This window comes from Terrabacter aeriphilus (assembly GCF_039542985.1).
Lineage (GTDB): Bacteria > Actinomycetota > Actinomycetes > Actinomycetales > Dermatophilaceae > Terrabacter > Terrabacter aeriphilus.
Genome location: NZ_BAABIW010000020.1, coordinates 205,719 through 223,471 on the forward strand (window position 1 = coordinate 205,719; position 17,753 = coordinate 223,471).

Consider the following 17,753-nt stretch of genomic DNA (forward strand, 5'->3'; position numbering starts at 1 on the left):
TGAGGCAGGAGTGAGCACGACCACTGCTGGCGGGACGGCGACCACCGCCACCGAGGGGCGGGCGCTGCCCGTCATCGGCAGGCTCGAGTCGCCGCTCACGACCTACTACCTCATCCTCGGCACGACCTGCACGCTCGTCGTCTTCGGGCTCGTCATGGTCTTCTCCGCCTCGAGCGTCGAGGCGCTCATCGCCGACGAGGCCTCCTACGCCGTCTTCGTGCGCCAGCTGGCCTTCGCCCTCGTCGGCGGGGCCGCGGCGTTCGTGGCGAGCCGGCTCGACGTGCGGTGGTGGAAGCGGCTCGCGTTCCCGACCATCGTCGTGTCGGTGCTGCTGCTCGCCGCCGTCATCCCGTTCGGCCGCAGCGTCAACGGCAACCGCAACTGGCTCGCCATCGGGCCGCTGCAGTTCCAGCCGGCGGAGTTCGCCAAGGTGGGCCTCGTGCTCGTCGGGGCGGTCATCTTCGCCAACAAGTCGGCCCACGTCGCCCACCTGCTGCACGTCGTGCTGCCCTACCTCGTGCCGATCAGCACCATCGTGCTCGGCCTCATCCTCGCCGGCCACGACCTCGGCACCGCCATCGTCGTGCTCGTCATCGTCGCGGCCGTGCTGCTCGTCGCCGGTGCACCGATGAAGATCTTCGCCATGGGCGGGGCGCTCGCGGCGGTCGGGGTGGCGCTCATGGTGACGGGCAGCAGCAACCGCACGAGCCGCATCTCGAACTGGCTCAACCCGGCGTGCAACGCCGACCCCGACGGCTGGTGCGGCCAGTCGGTCCACGGCCTCTACGCCCTCGCCGACGGCGGCTGGTGGGGCGTCGGCCTCGGCGCCTCCAAGGAGAAGTGGGAGTGGCTCTCCGAGGCCCACAACGACTTCATCTTCGCCATCATCGGCGAGGAGCTGGGCCTGCCCGGCACCCTCATGGTGCTGCTCCTCTTCGGCGTGCTCGCCTGGGCCTGCTTCCGGCTCGTCAGCCGCACCCAGGACCGCTTCGTGCGGATCGCGGGCGCGGGCATCATGGCGTGGCTGCTCGGCCAGGCCATCATCAACATCGGCGCGGTCATCGGGCTCTTCCCGGTCATCGGCGTGCCGCTCCCGCTCGTCTCAGCCGGTGGGTCCTCGCTCGTCACGACCCTCGTGGCCCTCGGCATCCTGCTGTCGTTCGCGCGCCACGAGCCGGGCTGCAAGGCCCTGCTCGACGCGCGCCCGAGCATGATCCGTCGGTCGCTGGCCGTGCTGCCCTCACGCGTCCGCTCCGCCCCGCACCCTCGCAGAAGCCGGTGATCGTCCTGTCCGCACCCACCTCCGTCCTGCTCGCCGGAGGAGGCAGTGCCGGCCACGTGTCGCCGCTCCTCTCCCTCGCCGACGCGCTGCGCCGTCGCCACCCCGACCTGCGGGTGACGGCGCTCGGCACGCAGGAGGGCCTCGAGGCGCGCCTCGTGCCCGCCCACGGCCTCGAGCTGCGCGTCGTGCCCAAGGTGCCGCTCCCGCGACGCCCGAGCGCCGACCTGCTGCGCCTCCCGCGACGGCTCAAGGCGGCGATCGACGCAGCCGGCGCCGCGATCGACGAGACGGGCGCCGACGTCGTCGTGGGCTTCGGCGGCTACGTCAGCACGCCCGCCTACCTCGCGGCCCGTCGGCGCGGCGTGCCCGTCGTCATCCACGAGCAGAACGCCCGGCCGGGCCTGGCGAACCGCCTCGGTGCCCGGTGGGCGCAGGCCGTCGCGACGACCTTCTCCAGCACCTCGTTGCGCGGCGCCCAGCGCGTCGGCATGCCGCTGCGCCGCGCCGTGGCCACCCTCGACCGCGCCGCGACGCGCCCCGAGGCGCTGACGCAGCTCGGTCTGCGCGACGGCCTCCCGACCGTGCTCGTGACCGGCGGCTCGCTCGGCGCCCAGCGGCTCAACGAGGCGTTCGCCGCACGCGTGGCGCAGCTGAGCGCCGCCGGCATCCAGGTGCTGCACGTGACGGGCCTCGGCAAGGAGTTCGTCGCCGAGGTGCCGCAGGGCGGCGCGCCCTACGTCGTCGTTCCCTACCTCGACCGCATGGAGCTCGCGTATGCCGCCGCCGACCTCGTCGTCGCCCGCGCCGGTGCCAACACCGTGTGCGAGCTGACGGCGGTCGGTCTGCCGGCCGTCTACGTGCCGCTGCCGATCGGCAACGGCGAGCAGCGGCTCAACGTGGCCGACGTCGTGGCCGTCGGCGGAGGGCTCGTCGTCGACGACGCCGCCCTGACGCCGGAGTGGGTCGACGCCGAGCTGGTGCGGCTCGCGACCGACGCGCCGAGGCTCGCCGAGATGGCCGCCGCCGCCCGGGCCCTCGGGGAGCCGGCGGCCGACGAGCGGCTCGCCGACCTCGTCGACGCCGCAGCCGCGCACGGCAGGGGCCGCTCGTGACCGCGCGCGACCGCACCCCGACCGTGGAGGACCCCTTCGCCGCGGCCCGCTTCGACTTCACCGCACCGGTGCCCGACGTCGCCGACCTCGGGCGGGTGCACTTCCTCGCCATCGGCGGCGCGGGCATGTCGGGCGTGGCCCGCATCATGCTCGCGCGCGGCATCCGCGTCACCGGCAGCGACGCCAAGGACGTGCCCGTCCTCAAGGCCCTCGAGAGCGAGGGGGCCGGCGTCTGGGTCGGCTTCCACGAGGGCCACCAGGAGCGCGCGGACGCCGTCGTCATGAGCAGCTCGATCCGTGACGACAACGTCGAGCTCGTCGCCGCGCGCGAGCGCGGTGTCCCGGTGCTGCACCGGGCCCAGGGTCTGGCCGCGTTGATGCAGGGCCGTCGACCCGTGGCCGTGGCCGGTGCGAACGGCAAGACGACGACGACCTCGATGCTCACCGTGGCGCTGCAGGGCTGTGGCCTCGACCCCTCGTTCGCGGTGGGCGGGGAGCTGGCCAAGCACGGCACGAACGCGCACGACGGCGCCGACGAGATCTTCGTCGTCGAGGCCGACGAGAGCGACGGCTCGTTCGTCGTCTACGCCCCCGAGGTCGCGATCGTCACGAACGTCCAGCCCGACCACCTCGACTTCTACTCGAGCTTTAAGGTTGTGGAGGCGGCGTACGACGCGTTCGTGCGCACGATCCGCCCGGACGGACTGCTCGTGACGTGTGCCGACGACGCCGGCGCCGTCCGCCTCGCCGAGCGCGCGCGGGCCGCCGGCCGGACGGTCCTGACCTACGGCTTCGACGCCGGCGCCGACGTCGTGCTGAGCGGGCACCGGCACGACGGCGTCACCTCGTCGGTGGTGCTCGTCGACGGCGGCCGGTCGCACCGGATGGTGCTGGGCGTCCCGGGCCGGCACAACGCCCTCAACGCCGCCGCCGCCTACGTCGCCGCCGTGCACGGGCTCGGCCAGGCCCCCGAGGGTGTGCTGGCCGGCCTCGCGTCGTTCACCGGCACGCGCCGGCGGTTCGAGCCCAAGGGGGAGGCGGGTGGCGTCGTCGTCGTCGACGACTACGCCCACAACGCCGGCAAGGTGGCGGCCGTCGTCGAGACGGCGAAGGACCTCGTCGGCGACGCCGGACGGCTCGTCGTCGTCTTCCAGCCGCACCTCTACAGCCGCACCCGCGACTTCGCCGTCGAGCTGGGCGCCGGGCTGTCGCCCGCCGACGTCGTGGTCGTCATGGACGTCTACGCCGCCCGCGAGGACCCCGAGCCGGGGGTCTCCGGGCGCCTCGTCGCCGACGCCGTGCTCGCCGCCCGGCCCGAGGTCGACGTGCGCTACGTCCCCTCGTGGTCGGAGGTCGCGCCCGTCGTCGCCGGGATCGCCCGGCCCGGCGACCTCGTCCTGACGGTCGGCGCCGGTGACGTCACGATGGTCGGCCCCGAGATCCTGCGCCTGCTCGGGGGTGGGGCCGCGTGACGATCGAGCGCGGCACGAGCCGGCGCCGCGTGGCCGGCACCGGGCTCGCCTCCTCTCGCGCACGCTTCGAGCGCCGGGCGGCGGCCGTGCGCCGTCGCTCGCGCCTGCTCGCCTGGCTGCTCGTCGGCGTGCTGCTGCTCGCCGGCCTGCTGGCCTGGCTGGGCTGGTTCAGCGGCGTGCTGACCGTCAGCGTCGTCGAGGTGCGCGGGGTCCCGGCGGCCTCGGCGGCCCAGGTGCGCTCGGTCGCCCGGGTGCCGCTGGGCGAGCCGCTCCTGCGCGTCGACACCGACGAGGTGCTCGCCCGACTCGTGGCCGACCGGGCCTGGCACTCGGTCACCGTGACCCGCAGCCTGCCCGACACCGTCGTCATCGAGCTGACGCCACGGGTGGCCGTCCTCGCGGTGCGTAACCCTCGAGGTGAGGTTGACGTCGTGGATCGGGACGGCTTCGCGTTCCGCACCGTCGCGGCCGCGCCGGCCGGCGTGCCCCTCGTCAGCTCGGGGGCCGCGCAGGTCACCGGGGCGGGGGTCGCAGCCGCGCTGTCGGCGCTGGGCTCGCTCGAGCCGTCGCTGCGCGGCGACGTCGCCGACGTGTCGGTGTCGACGGCCGACCAGGTCTCCTTCACCGTCAAGGCGAAGGGGGAGAAGCGCAAGACCGTCGTGTGGGGCGGCGCGGCGGACGGGCAGCGCAAGGCCGACCTCGTCCGCCTGCTGCTGCCCGAGCCCGGCTCCACCATCGACGTCAGCGTGCCCACCTCGCCCGTCACCCGCTGACGCGTCACGGCGGGGTCCCGCGGCATGGGACAGTGGTGCGGGAGCGTGTGACCGGTGGTGCAGGAGAGGCTGCTGGGGCGCTCTCCCACGAAATCGCTCGACCGGGGTGGCGACACGCCGCGTCTTGGGTTGATCGCCCCTGCGCCACGTCATACCGTCAGGGCACCGGTTCGTGACCAAACTGTAACCTTTACGTGGACGTTTAAGGTTGAGGCTTGCGGTCGCGGCGCGGACCGTCCTCCCGGCCCCGGGTCGGACCCACCAGCCAGCTCGTCCCCGCCGAACCTCGGCAGCACCGGCAGCACCAGTCAGGAAGGCCCACACTCGTGGCAGCAGCACCGCAGAACTACTTGGCCGTCATCAAGGTCGTCGGCATCGGCGGCGGCGGCGTCAATGCCATCAACCGCATGATCGAGGTCGGCCTCAAGGGCGTCGAGTTCATCGCCATCAACACCGACGCCCAGGCGCTGCTCATGAGCGACGCGGACGTCAAGCTCGACGTCGGCCGCGAGCTCACGCGTGGCCTCGGCGCGGGCGCGGACCCCGAGGTCGGCAAGAAGGCGGCGGAGGACCACGCCGAGGAGATCGAGGAGGTCCTCAAGGGGGCCGACATGGTCTTCGTCACGGCCGGCGAGGGCGGCGGCACCGGCACGGGCGGCGCGCCCGTCGTCGCGCGGATCGCCCGCCAGCTCGGCGCCCTCACCATCGGCGTCGTCACGCGTCCGTTCACCTTCGAGGGTCGGCGCCGCGCCAACCAGGCCGAGTCGGGCATCGGCAGCCTCCGCGAGGAGGTCGACACCCTGATCGTCATCCCGAACGACCGGCTGCTCTCGATCAGCGACCGCAACGTCTCGATGATGGACGCGTTCCGCTCGGCCGACCAGGTGCTCCTCTCGGGCGTGCAGGGCATCACCGACCTCATCACGACGCCCGGCCTCATCAACCTCGACTTCGCCGACGTCAAGTCGGTCATGCAGGGTGCCGGCTCGGCCCTGATGGGCATCGGCTCGGCCCGTGGCGAGGACCGTGCGGTGCAGGCCGCCGAGCTGGCCATCAGCAGCCCGCTGCTCGAGGCCTCGATCGACGGTGCGCACGGCGTGCTGCTCTCGGTCCAGGGTGGCTCGGACCTCGGCCTCTTCGAGATCAACGAGGCCGCGCGCCTCGTGCAGGAAGCCGCGCACCCCGAGGCGAACATCATCTTCGGCGCGGTCATCGACGACGCCCTCGGCGACGAGGTGCGCGTCACCGTCATCGCCGCCGGCTTCGACGGGGGCGGCCCGAGCCAGCGCCACGACGACCGCGGTCTCGGCACCGTCAGCGGGCGGGCGCAGCAGGCGCAGCAGCGCCCGGCCGCCCCGGCCCCGCAGCCGGCTCAGCAGCAGTCGAACGGCCACGCGCAGGCTCCGGCCGCTCCGCAGGTGCCGCAGCAGCTGCCGACCCAGCAGTCGGCCCCCCAGCCGGCCCAGGCGGCCCAGCCGCAGCAGCCCCCGGCCGCGCAGCCGCCGCGCCAGGTGACCTTCGACGAGGGTGACGACCTCGACGTCCCCGACTTCCTCAAGTAGGAGACGCCCCACGCGCCGCCCCTGCCCGTCCGGGCAGGGGCGGCGCGTGCGTCCGGGGCCGTTCGCCGTAGATTGAGGGCGTGTTCTACTGGCGCTCCACCTCCCCGGCGGGCCCGCCACCCGTCGAGCTCGGCTTCACCGGGCGGTCCGCCGCCCGCGGTCGCGAGCCGTATGCCGGCCTCAACCTCGGCGGTCACGTCGGCGACGACCCCGGTGACGTCGAGGCCAACCGCGAGGCGCTGGCGGGCGAGCTCGGCGTGACCCGCGAGCGACTGCTCTTCATGGACCAGGTGCACGGTGCGGAGGTCGTCGAGGTCACCGGCCCCTGGGCCGGCGAGCCGCCGGCGGCCGACGCCATCGTCACCCGCCGGCCCGGCCTGGCCCTCGCGGTGCTCGTGGCCGACTGCGTGCCGGTGCTGCTGCACGACGACGACGCCGGCGTGGTCGGCGCGGTGCACGCGGGCCGACCGGGCCTGCTGGCGGGCGTCGTGCCCGCGGCCGTCGCCGCGATGCGCGAGCTCGGGGCGCGGACCCTGTCCGCCACGGTCGGGCCGTCGGTGTGCGGCCGGTGCTACGAGGTGCCGGCGGCCATGAGCGCCGCAGCCGCCGCCGCAGCGCCTGCCGCGGCCGCCCGCTCCTGGACCGGCACGCCGGCCATCGACGTCGCGGCCGGCGTCGTCGAGCAGCTCGTGGCCGCCGGTGCCCGGGTCGAGTGGGTGGCGGGCTGCACCCGCGAGAGCGACGACCTCTACTCCTACCGTCGCGACGGGCGCACGGGCCGCTTCGCGGGCGTCGTCGTGCGTCGGGAGGTGGCCGCGTGACCGGCCTGCGGGACGACCCCTCCGACGAGCGCGGGGACGAGCGCGCGCAGCAGCTGCGGGCCGCGCTGTCGGCCGTGCGCGAACGCATCGCGCGGGGCTGCGAGCTGGCCGGTCGCGACCCCGACGAGGTCACCCTCGTCGTCGTGACGAAGTACTTCCCGGCCGCCGACGTGCTGTCGCTGCACGAGCTCGGTGTGCGCGACTTCGGAGAGAACCGCGACCAGGAGGCGGGGGAGAAGTTCGCCGAGGTGCGCCGGGTGCTGGGCGAGCCGGGCGGGGACCCGCTGACCCTCCACTTCATCGGCCAGCTGCAGACGAACAAAGCGTCGCACGTCGCGGCCTACGCCGACGTCGTGCAGTCGGTCGACCGGGTCAAGCTCGTGCGCGCCCTCGACAGGGGTGCGCACCAGGCCGACCGGCGCCTCGACGTGCTGCTGCAGGTCAGCCTCGACGGCGACACCTCGCGCGGCGGCGTGACCGTGGAGCAGGTCGACGACCTCGCCGAGACGGTGGCCGGCGCGGAGCGGCTCACCCTCAGGGGCGTAATGGCCGTCGCGCCGCTCGGGGCCGACCCCGACGCGGCCTTCGCGCGGCTGCGCGAGGTCGCCGACGGCATACGGGCTCGGCACCCCGGCGCGGGCTGGGTGTCGGCCGGCATGAGCGGCGACCTCGAGGCCGCGCTGCGCCACGGGGCGACACACCTGCGTGTCGGCACGGCAATCCTCGGCTCGCGCCCGTCCCTTCTGTAACGTCGCTCGCGAACACAATCAACACGTTTGGGAGTTGGCCATGGCAGGGGCACTGCGCAAGACGATGGTGTACCTCGGACTGAGCGAGGAGGACCAGCGTCATGACCGTTACGACGACTACGACGCCTACGACGAGTCCGAGCGCTTCGACGACGAGTCCGGGCACACCGCTGCCGTGACCCCGCTGCCCACCAAGCGGCCCGTCGCCGCCGTCGTGCGCGACGTCGAGGTCGGCTCGCTCAACCGGATCACGACGATCCACCCGCGGACCTACAACGAGGCCAAGAACATCGGCGAGTGGTTCCGCGACCAGGTTCCGGTCATCATGAACCTCAGCGACATGGACGACGCCGACGCCAAGCGTCTCGTCGACTTCGCCGCGGGCCTCGTGTTCGGCCTGCACGGCACGATCGAGCGCGTCACCTCCAAGGTGTTCCTGCTCTCGCCGGCCCACGTCGAGATCTCCGCCGACGAGCCGGAGGCCCCGGCCGCGGCCGCCCGCGGCTTCTTCAACCAGAGCTGACCACCGAGGGCCCGGTCGCCGGGCTCCTCGACCGCACGCACGGCGCGGGGTCACGGTCGAGCCTCGATCGTGACCCCGATTCCCGTTCGTGCCCGGCCATCAGGGACACTGACCGACATGGACGCGTTCTGGACGATCTACGGCGTGATCGTCTTCACCTTCTTCATCGCCCTCATCGGTCGCTTCGTCATCGACTGGGTGCAGGTGCTGGCGCGCTCGTGGCACCCGACGGGTGTCGTGCTCGTGCTGGCGGAGGCGATCTACACGGTCACCGACCCGCCGCTGCGGGCCCTGCGCAAGGTCATCCCGTCGCCGAACCTCGGCGGGGTGCGCCTGGACCTCAGCTTCCTCGTGCTCATGCTGCTGACCTCGCTCGCGCTCAACGTGCCGAACTACTTCTGACCCGGCCGTCGCCCGGAGCCCTCTCGGGTCGAACCCGGGGGCGAAGGGTGATAGGACCGGTGTCGAGGTGGTGCGCCTTTGTGGCGTGACCGCAACGCCCGATAGCGTTGGGCCCGACCCACTACGTCCGTATGAGGTGACACATGGCGCTTACGCCTGAACAGGTGCTCAACAAGCACTTCCAGACCACGCAGTTCCGTCGTGGCTACGAGGAGCGCGACGTCGACGACTTCCTCGACGAGATCGTGGCGGAGATGCGCTCGCTCATCGAGCAGCGCGACGACTACCTCAAGCAGCTGAACGACTGCCGCGCGAGCAAGAACCAGACGGCGGTGCGCGCCGAGGGCGCCACGGCCGCCATGCCCGCGGTCGGCCGACCCGGCGACGACGCCAAGCTCGGCGGTCTGACGGCCAAGATCCAGGACGCCGAGCGCGCCCTCAAGGCTGCCGCCGACCGCGCCGCCAAGGCCAAGGCCGACGCCGAGAACGCCGAGCGCGCGGCCCAGGAGCGCATCGAGCGCGCCAAGGCCGAGGCCGAGCGCGCGGAGGTGGCCGCGAAGTCCGCCGTCGACTCGCAGGCGCTCGACGACGCGCAGGCCAAGCTCAACGAGCTGAGCACGAAGGTCGCCGACGCCGAGGCGCAGCTGAAGAAGGCGCAGCAGGAGGCGCAGGCCGCGCAGGAGGCCGCCGCCAAGGCGCAGGCCGACGCCGAGGCCGCGACGGCCGAGGCCGAGCGGGCCCGCGACGAGGCCGCCCAGCACCAGGCTGGTGCTGAGCAGGCCGCCAAGGACTCGAAGCGCACGGCCTCCGACGAGCAGGCCGGGCAGCCGGCCGTCGCGGCCGAGCAGCAGGCCGCTGCCGCGCCCGTGGGCCAGATGGACGCCGCCGGCGTCATCGCGCTCGCGCAGCGGCTGCACGACGAGCACGTGGCCGCGGGCGAGGCCCGCCGCGACGAGCTCGTCGCCGAGGCCGAGGCCCGTCACCGCGAGCTCATCGACGCGGCGCAGGCCCGTCACGACGAGCTGCTGAGCACCGGCCAGGCCCGCCACAACGAGGCGAGCGCGCAGGCCGAGCAGCTCTCGGCGGCCGCGGTCGCCGAGCGTGACCAGATGATCGCCGAGGCCAACGCCCAGCGCGACCAGATGATCGCCGAGGCCACCTCGCAGCGCGACCAGATGCTCGCCGAGGCGTCCGCCAAGCGCGACGAGATGCTGACCGAGGCTCGCGAGCGCGCGACCGGCATGGTCGCCGAGGCCCAGCAGAAGAAGGCTGCGGTGCTCGAGGAGCTCGACAAGAGCAAGAGCCTGCTCGACCGGAAGATCGAGGAGCTGCGCGGCTTCGAGAAGAACTACCGCGCCAACCTCAAGTCCTACATCGAGGGCCAGCTGCACGACCTCGACACGAGCGTCCAGGACCCGGCGCACGCCGGTGCGGGCGAGGGCGACCAGGGCTGAGAGGCCGAGCACGACCCACGGGACGGCCGTCCGGGAGAGATCCCGGGCGGCCGTCGCACGTGCTGGGGGGAGGCGGTCGCGTGACACGTTCTCGTGACCTTCGTCCCGGTGTGCGTTTCGCGTTTGTGGAAGGGCGGCTCGGGGCTTATTGTCAGCCCCACTTGTCAGCGTCGACGGCTTGAGCGACGGAGGGTCTGATGGCGGCGAAGAAGACGGCTGCGGCCGCGACGAAGCGGTCCGGTGCGCGCTCGGCCGGGACGGCGACCGCGACGAAGACCGCGACCCGGACCACGGCCCAGGCCCCGGCGAAGAGCGCGGCGAAGGCTGCCACGAAGACGGCGGCGAAGGCTGCGACCAAGACCGCGACCAAGGCCCCCGCGAAGACCGCGACGAAGACCGCGACGAGGGCCGCGACGAAGGCCCCCGCGAAGACCGCGACGAAGGCCCCCGCGAAGACGGCTACGAAGACCGCGACGAAGGCTGCGACCAAGTCCGCGCCCAAGACCGCGACGAAGGCTGCGACCAAGACCGCGCCCAAGACCGCGACGAAGACCGCGACCAAGGCTTCGACGAAGGCTCCGGCGAAGACCGCGACCAAGGCTGCGACGAAGGCTCCGGCGAAGACCGCGACCAAGGCTGCGACGAAGGCTCCGGCGAAGACCGCCGCCCAGACCACGACGGCACGACCCACGAAGAAGGCAGCAGTGACGACGAGCTCCACCGCAGGTCCGCGCAGCACCGCGAAGAAGACGACCGCGCGCACGACCGCCACGAAGACGAGCGCCCGCAAGATCGCGGAGCAGCTGCGGGTCAAGGACGACGAGAGCCCCTGGAACGAGGAGGAGATCCGCGAGGTGCGCGGGGTCCTGCTCGAGGAGATCGAGCAGCACCGCGTGGAGCTCAAGCTCGCCGAGGACGAGCTCGACGACCTGCTGCGCGCCTCCGGCGACGGGGCCGGCGACGACCAGGCCGACGCCGGCGCCAAGACGGCCGAGCGCGAGCACGAGATCTCCGTGGCCGCCAACGCCCGCGCGAGCCTGCGCCAGGCCGAGCACGCCCTCGAGCAGCTCGAGGCCGGCACCTACGGCATCTGCGAGAACTGCGGCAACCCGATCGGCAAACTTCGACTGCAGGCCCGTCCTCGTGCGACCCTGTGCATGACATGCCAAGCCAAGCAGGACCGCCACTGAAGCCCACTCACGCCGCGCCGACGCCCCCAGCGGGCGTCGACGGCGTGTCCACCACCGACACCCCACCTGACCCCCCGATCGACAGCAGCGTGACCGAGAGCCCGAGCAGCGCCGACCGGAGCCGCACGACCCCGCAGCGGCGTCGGCGGCTCTTCGGTCTGCTCGCCGTCGTCGCGGTGCTCGCCTACCTGAGCGACCAGCTGACCAAGCAGGTCGCCCTGGACGTCCTCGCGGACGGCGCCTCCCGCCCCTTCATCGGAGACCTCATCCGGTTCAAGCTCATCGGCAACCCGGGTGCTGCGCTCTCGCTCGGCGCCGGCAACACGTGGATCATGACCGGCATCGCGCTGGCCGTCCTCGTCGCCATCGTCGTCGTCGCCCGCCAGCTCGGGTCGACGGCGTGGGCCATCGCCCTCGGGCTGCTCCTCGGCGCAGCCGTCGGCAACCTCACCGACCGCTTCGTCCGGCCGCCGGGCGGCGGACAGGGCCACGTCGTCGACTTCATCGACTACCAGGTCTTCATCGGCAACGTCGCCGACATCTGGATCGTGTCCGCGGCCGCGCTCATCGTCGTGCTCTCGCTGCGCGGTGTCGGGGTCGACGGTCGCCGCGACGGCAAGGGGGCCGACGATGCCTGACGTCCGCACCGTCCTCGTCCCCGACGGCCTCGAGGGGGAGCGCGTCGACGCCGGCGTGGCCCGCCTCTTCGGCGTCTCGCGCACCAAGGCCGCCGACCTCGCGGCCGACGGGCACGTCGTGCTCGACGGCAGGTCGGTCGGCAAGTCCGAGCGGCTCAACGCCGGCGCGATGCTCGAGGTGTCGCTGCCGCGCGCCGACGAGAGCCCCGGCCTCGCCGTCATCGCCCAGCCGGTCCCCGGCATGACGATCGTGCACGACGACGACGACATCGTCGTCGTCGACAAGCCCGTGGGGGTCGCCGCGCACCCGAGCGTCGGCTGGGTCGGGCCGGACGTCGTGTCAGGTCTCGCAGCCGCGGGCTACCGCATCTCGACCTCCGGCGCGCCCGAGCGCCAGGGCATCGTCAGCCGGCTCGACGTCGGCACGTCGGGCCTCATGGTCGTCGCGAAGAGCGAGTACGCGTACTCCCGCCTCAAGCAGGCCTTCCGCAGCCGCACCGTGGACAAGAAGTACCACGCCCTCGTGCAGGGCCTGCCCGATCCGGTCGTCGGCACCGTCGACGCACCGATCGGCCGCCACCCCGGCCACGACTACAAGTTCGCGGTCATGAAGAGCGGCAAGCCGTCGGTCACGCACTACGAGGTCATCGAGGCGTTCCGCTACGCGAGCCTGCTCGACATCCACCTCGAGACCGGGCGCACCCACCAGATCCGGGTGCACTTCGCGGCCCTGCACCACCCGTGCTGCGGCGACCCCACCTACGGCGCCGACCCCAAGCTCGCGGCCAGGCTCAAGCTGGACCGGCAGTGGTTGCACGCCGTCGGTCTCGGCTTCGAGCACCCGGGGACGGGGGAGTACGTCCACTTCGAGAGCCCCTACCCGGAGGACCTCCAGCGGGCGCTCGACATCATCGGGACCCTCTGACCCCACCTCGCACGCCGACGACGGTCCCCGGCCCCGGCGCCGGGGACCGTCGCGCGCCCGCCGGGGGACCGGGCCCATCGACACCGGCCGCGACACGCGCGGAGGTGTCGTCGGCGAGGCTTAGACTCGTCCACGATGTCGACCTCCACCGCCCCGCGCAACGACCCGAACTTCGTGCACCTCCACGTGCACACGGAGTACTCCATGCTCGACGGCGCGGCGCGCATCGGCGACCTCTTCAGCGAGGCGGCGCGGATGGGGATGCCGGCGCTCGCGACCACCGACCACGGCTACGTCTTCGGCGCCTACGAGTTCTGGAAGAAGGCGCAGGGCACCGGGGTCAAGCCGATCATCGGCGTCGAGGCCTACATCACACCCGGCACCCACCGCACCGACCGCACCAAGGTCAGCTGGGGCGACGGCGGCCGCGACGACGTCTCGGGCAGCGGCGCCTACACGCACATGACGATGCTCGCCGAGAACAACGAGGGGATGCACAACCTCTTCCGGATGAGCTCGATCGCCTCGCTCGACCAGGTGTACACGAAGTGGCCCCGCATCGACCGCGACCTGCTCGGCACCTACGGCAAGGGCCTCATCGTCACGACCGGCTGCCCGTCGAGCGAGATTCAGACCAAGCTGCGCTTCGGGATGTACGACGAGGCCCGCGAGGTGGCCGGCGAGCTGCGCGACATCTTCGGCAACGAGAACGTCTACGTCGAGCTGATGGACCACGGCCTCGACATCGAGCGGCGCACCCAGAAGGACCTCATCCGCCTCGCGCGCGACCTCAAGCTGCCGCTCCTGGCGACGAACGACCTGCACTACACGCGCGCCGAGGACGCCAAGGCGCACGCGGCGCTGCTCTGCGTGCAGTCCGGCTCGACCCTGATGGACCCCAACCGGTTCAAGTTCGACGCCGACGACTTCTACCTCAAGTCCGCCCAGGAGATGCGCCACCTGTGGCGCGAGCTGCCCGAGGCGTGCGACAACACGCTGCTCATCGCCGAGCGCTGCGAGGTCTCCTTCACCGAGGGCGAGGGCCGCTTCATGCCGCGGTTCCCCTGCCCCGAGGGCGAGAACGAGACGTCGTGGTTCATCAAGGAGGTCGAGACCGGCCTGCAGCGGCGCTTCCCCGAGGGGGTGCCGGACTACGCCCGCAAGCAGGCGGCCTTCGAGGAGGACGTCATCGTCTCCAAGGGCTACCCGGGCTACTTCCTCGTCGTCGCCGACTTCATCAACTGGGCCAAGCGCAACGGCATCCGCGTGGGCCCGGGCCGTGGCTCGGGTGCCGGCTCGATGTGCGCCTACGCGATGGGCATCACCGACCTCGACCCGGTGCCGCACGGCCTCATCTTCGAGCGCTTCCTCAACCCGGAGCGCATGTCGATGCCCGACTTCGACGTCGACTTCGACGAGCGCCGCCGCGGTGAGGTGATCCGCTACGTCACGGAGAAGTACGGCGAGGAGCGCGTCGCCCAGATCGTCACCTACGGCACGATCAAGGCCAAGCAGGCCCTCAAGGACGCGAGCCGCGTGCTCGGCCACCCGTTCGCCATGGGCGAGAAGCTGACCAAGGCCATGCCGCCCGACGTCATGGGCAAGGGCATGCCGCTCGCCGACGTCTTCAAGCCGGAGTCGAAGCGCTACAACGAGGCGGTCGACTTCCGTGCGGTCCACGACGAGGACCCGCAGGCCCGCGAGGTCGTCGCGACCGCCCTCGGCCTCGAGGGCCTGAAGCGCCAGTGGGGCGTGCACGCCGCCGGCGTCATCATGAGCAGCGAGCCGCTCGTCGACGTCATCCCGATCATGCGCCGCCTGCAGGACGGCCAGATCATCACGCAGTTCGACTACCCCAGCTGCGAGTCGCTCGGCCTCGTCAAGATGGACTTCCTCGGGCTGCGCAACCTCACGATCCTCGACGACGCCATCGAGAACATCAAGCTCAACCGCGACGAGGACATCGACCTCGACGCCCTGTCGAAGGACATGAGCGACCCGGCCACCTACGCCCTGCTGGGCCGCGGCGACACCCTCGGCGTCTTCCAGCTCGACGGTGGCGGCATGCGGGCGCTGCTGCGGCTCATGCAGCCCGACAACTTCGAGGACATCTCGGCCGCCCTCGCGCTCTACCGCCCGGGCCCGATGGGCGTCAACGCCCACACCAACTTCGCGCTGCGCAAGAACGGCAAGCAGGAGCTCATCCCGCTCGACCCGCAGCTGAAGGGCAAGCTCCAGCAGGAGATGATCGAGGCCCTCGACCCGATCCTCGGGATGACCTACGGCCTGGTCATCTACCAGGAGCAGGTCATGGAGATCGCCCAGAAGCTCGCCGGCTACACGCTCGGCAACGCCGACCTGCTCCGTCGCGCCATGGGCAAGAAGAAGAAGGAGGTGCTCGACGCCGAGTACGTCCCCTTCTCCGAGGGCATGAAGTCGCAGGGCTTCAACGAGGGCTCGATCGCCGCGCTCTGGGGCGTGCTCGTGCCGTTCTCGGACTACGCGTTCAACAAGGCGCACACGGCGGCATACGGCCTCGTGTCCTACTGGACGGCCTACCTCAAGGCCAACTACCCCGCCGAGTACATGGCGGCGCTGCTGACGAGCGTGCGCGACGACAAGGACAAGTCGGCGCTCTACCTCAACGAGTGCCGGCACATGGGCATCAAGGTGCTCCCGCCCGACGTCAACGAGTCGATCGCGAACTTCGCCGCCGTCGGCACCGACATCCGCTTCGGCCTCGCCGCGATCCGCAACGTCGGCCTGCCCGTCGTGCAGGCCATCATCAAGGCCCGCGAGGAGAAGGGCGCCTTCGCCTCGTTCAAGGACTTCCTCTCCAAGGTGCCGGCCGTCGTCTGCAACAAGCGGACCATCGAGTCGCTCATCAAGGGTGGGGCGTTCGACTCCCTCGGTGAGGCGCGCCGCGGCATGGTCGAGGTCCACGAGCGCTACATCGACGCCCTCATCGAGGTGAAGAAGCAGGAGGCGATCGGCCAGGACAGCCTCTTCGGCAGCTTCGGCGACGACGCCGACGGCGGGGACGGCCAGCAGGGTGCGGGCGCGTTCGACGGCCTGCCGCCCGTGCCGACGCTGGAGTGGGACAAGGCGAGCCTGCTCTCCTTCGAGCGCGAGATGCTCGGCCTCTACGTCAGCGACCACCCGCTCTTCGGCATCGAGCACATCCTCGCCACGCACGCCGACACCTCGATCGCCGCGCTCATGGGCGACGACCCGAAGCCCGACGGCACACCGGTCACGGTGGCGGGACTCATCACGAGCCTGCAGCTCAAGCGGACGAAGAAGGGCGACCTCTGGGCCATCGCCACGGTCGAGGACCTCGACGGCGCCGTCGAGTGCCTCTTCTTCCCGTCGGCGTACATGACGTACTCCACGATGCTCGCCCAGGACACCGTGTGCGCCGTCAAGGGTCGGGTCAGCGCGCGCGACGACTCGATCTCGATCTTCGCGCAGGAGCTGACGATCCCCGACATCAAGGAGGGTCCGCGCGGCCCGGTCGTGCTGACCATGCCGCTCGGCCGGGCGACCCCCGCCGTGGCCGAGAGCCTCAAGCGGGTGCTCGGCGAGCACCCGGGCGCGACGGAGGTGCAGGTCAAGTTGACCCAACCCGGTCGGTCGGTGCTCATGTCGCTCGACGACTCGCTCCGGGTCAACGCCACCTCCGCGCTCTTCGGCGACCTCAAGGCCCTCCTCGGCCCCGCCTGCCTCAGCTGATGGTCCCGGCCGACCGTCGGCGCCTGCGCCGGGCGCGGATGGCTGCCCTGGGTCTGCACCCGCGGCTCGGGACGCCGGACGCCCCGGTGCCGGCCGGCGCCGTGGCCCGGGCGCTCGGCGCGCTGCAGGCGCAGGACTACGGCAGCGGCGCCTGGTCGCTCGGGGTGCGCTCCGGCCTGACCCTCGAGCAGGTCGAGCAGTCGGTGCGCGACCGCGAGGTCGTGCGCACCTGGCCGATGCGCGGCACGATCCACTGGGTGCCCGCAGAGGACGCCCGCTGGATGTGCGAGCTGCTCGCCGCACCCCGCAGCACGACCCTCGCCACGCGCTTCGCCCAGCTCGGGCTCACCGAGGCCGACGTCGAGCTCTCCGGCCGGCTCTTCGAGGAGCACCTGCGCACGCCGATGAGCCGGCCCGACGTCGCGGCCCTGCTCGTCGAGCACGGCATCGACCCGACCGGCCAGCGCAGCTACCACCTCATCGGCCACCACTGCATGAGCGGCCTCCTCTGCCAGGGCCCGCTCATCGGCAAGCAGCCGAGCTTCGTCCTCATCGACTCGTGGGTTCCGCACTCGCGCAAGGTGTCCCGCGAGGAAGGCCTGGCGACGGTGGCCGATCGCTACGTGCGCAGCCACGGCCCGGTCACCGAGAAGGACCTCGCCGGCTGGCTGCTCAAGCCCCTCGGGCTGACCCGTGAGGCCCTCGCGCTCGTCGGAGACCGGCTGGTGCGCGAGCAGCTCGACGGTCAGACCTGGCTGACGCACGTCGACGCCCGGGAGGTCCCCGACGGTCCCGGTGGCGTGCACCTGCTGCCGCAGTGGGACGAGATCCTGCTGGGCTACAAGTCCCGTGACGTCTCGCTGCCGCCGGAGCACCTCGCCGACGTCGTGCCCGGCCGCAACATGGTCTTCAAGCCCACCCTCGTCGTCGACGGCGAGGTCGCCGGCACGTGGCGACGCGTGTCCAGGCGCGGCCGCGTGCTCCTCGAGGTGCAGCCCTTCGCCGGGCTGTCGGCCCGACGGTGGCATGAGGTGGAGGCCGCGGCGGGCGACCACGGCAGGTTCCTCGGCGCCGACACCGAGGTCGTCCGCGTCGACCCCGCCGCGGGGACCCCCTGA

16 protein-coding genes are annotated in these 17,753 nt (G+C 72.2%); 15 read left to right on the forward strand and 1 reads right to left on the reverse strand.

The genetic code is table 11. From position 1 onward, the window contains the following. The first annotated feature begins 10 nt into the window (after window positions 1–10). From ftsW to ABD979_RS16400, 10 genes are all read left to right on the forward strand, one after another. On the forward strand, window positions 11–1,282 hold the full coding sequence (gene ftsW, locus ABD979_RS16355) for a putative lipid II flippase FtsW (protein ID WP_345508565.1): 1,272 nt from the start codon (window positions 11–13) through the stop codon (window positions 1,280–1,282). Next, complete coding sequence (gene murG, locus ABD979_RS16360) at window positions 1,279–2,394, forward strand: undecaprenyldiphospho-muramoylpentapeptide beta-N-acetylglucosaminyltransferase (protein ID WP_345508566.1); 1,116 nt, start codon at window positions 1,279–1,281, stop codon at window positions 2,392–2,394. The genes ftsW and murG overlap by 4 nt, the downstream gene beginning before the upstream one ends. Beyond that, window positions 2,391–3,866 carry a UDP-N-acetylmuramate--L-alanine ligase gene (gene murC / locus ABD979_RS16365; protein WP_345508567.1) on the forward strand — a complete coding sequence of 492 codons (1,476 nt, stop codon included), beginning with the start codon at window positions 2,391–2,393 and terminating at the stop codon, window positions 3,864–3,866. Before murG ends, murC begins: the two co-directional genes overlap by 4 nt. Then, window positions 3,863–4,639 carry a cell division protein FtsQ/DivIB gene (locus ABD979_RS16370; protein ID WP_345508568.1) on the forward strand — a complete coding sequence of 259 codons (777 nt, stop codon included), beginning with the start codon at window positions 3,863–3,865 and terminating at the stop codon, window positions 4,637–4,639. The genes murC and ABD979_RS16370 overlap by 4 nt, the downstream gene beginning before the upstream one ends. Window positions 4,640–4,965: 326 nt before the next feature. Further along, window positions 4,966–6,201, forward strand: a complete 1,236-nt coding sequence (ftsZ, locus tag ABD979_RS16375) for a cell division protein FtsZ (protein WP_345508569.1) — start codon at window positions 4,966–4,968, stop codon at window positions 6,199–6,201. An 80-nt stretch (window positions 6,202–6,281) separates the two neighbouring features. Continuing rightward, window positions 6,282–7,022, forward strand: a complete 741-nt coding sequence (gene pgeF, locus ABD979_RS16380; protein WP_345508570.1) for a peptidoglycan editing factor PgeF — start codon at window positions 6,282–6,284, stop codon at window positions 7,020–7,022. After that, window positions 7,019–7,771, forward strand: coding sequence for a YggS family pyridoxal phosphate-dependent enzyme (locus ABD979_RS16385; protein ID WP_425583996.1), 753 nt, complete (start codon window positions 7,019–7,021; stop codon window positions 7,769–7,771). Before pgeF ends, ABD979_RS16385 begins: the two co-directional genes overlap by 4 nt. Window positions 7,772–7,811: 40 nt before the next feature. Then, window positions 7,812–8,294 carry a cell division protein SepF gene (locus ABD979_RS16390; protein ID WP_345508571.1) on the forward strand — a complete coding sequence of 161 codons (483 nt, stop codon included), beginning with the start codon at window positions 7,812–7,814 and terminating at the stop codon, window positions 8,292–8,294. A gap of 117 nt (window positions 8,295–8,411) precedes the next feature. Further along, window positions 8,412–8,696 carry a YggT family protein gene (locus ABD979_RS16395; protein ID WP_345508572.1) on the forward strand — a complete coding sequence of 95 codons (285 nt, stop codon included), beginning with the start codon at window positions 8,412–8,414 and terminating at the stop codon, window positions 8,694–8,696. A 143-nt stretch (window positions 8,697–8,839) separates the two neighbouring features. Then, complete coding sequence (locus ABD979_RS16400; RefSeq protein WP_345508573.1) at window positions 8,840–10,150, forward strand: DivIVA domain-containing protein; 1,311 nt, start codon at window positions 8,840–8,842, stop codon at window positions 10,148–10,150. A 151-nt stretch (window positions 10,151–10,301) separates the two neighbouring features. On the opposite strand, the gene ABD979_RS16405 is transcribed toward ABD979_RS16400, so the two are convergent. Next, window positions 10,302–10,871 (reverse strand): hypothetical protein, encoded by a 570-nt coding sequence (locus ABD979_RS16405; RefSeq protein ID WP_345508574.1) that lies wholly within the window; start codon window positions 10,869–10,871, stop codon window positions 10,302–10,304. Between ABD979_RS16405 and ABD979_RS16410 the strand changes: the two genes are divergently transcribed. The 5 genes from ABD979_RS16410 (at window position 10,855) to ABD979_RS16430 (ending at window position 17,753) form a co-directional block, all read left to right on the forward strand. Then, the gene (locus tag ABD979_RS16410; protein WP_345508575.1) at window positions 10,855–11,340 is read left to right on the forward strand and encodes a TraR/DksA family transcriptional regulator; all 486 of its coding nucleotides are present in this window, start codon (window positions 10,855–10,857) and stop codon (window positions 11,338–11,340) included. The two genes, ABD979_RS16405 and ABD979_RS16410, sit on opposite strands and share 17 nt — an antisense overlap. An 89-nt stretch (window positions 11,341–11,429) precedes the next feature. Next, window positions 11,430–11,978 carry a signal peptidase II gene (lspA, locus tag ABD979_RS16415; protein WP_345508576.1) on the forward strand — a complete coding sequence of 183 codons (549 nt, stop codon included), beginning with the start codon at window positions 11,430–11,432 and terminating at the stop codon, window positions 11,976–11,978. Next, entirely contained in the window at window positions 11,971–12,903 is a 933-nt protein-coding gene (locus ABD979_RS16420; RefSeq protein ID WP_345508577.1) for an RluA family pseudouridine synthase, read from the forward strand. The genes lspA and ABD979_RS16420 overlap by 8 nt, the downstream gene beginning before the upstream one ends. A gap of 135 nt (window positions 12,904–13,038) precedes the next feature. Next, on the forward strand, window positions 13,039–16,635 hold the full coding sequence (dnaE, locus tag ABD979_RS16425; protein WP_345508578.1) for a DNA polymerase III subunit alpha: 3,597 nt from the start codon (window positions 13,039–13,041) through the stop codon (window positions 16,633–16,635). Then, window positions 16,635–17,753, forward strand: coding sequence for a winged helix DNA-binding domain-containing protein (locus ABD979_RS16430; RefSeq protein WP_345508579.1), 1,119 nt, complete (start codon window positions 16,635–16,637; stop codon window positions 17,751–17,753). The genes dnaE and ABD979_RS16430 overlap by 1 nt, the downstream gene beginning before the upstream one ends.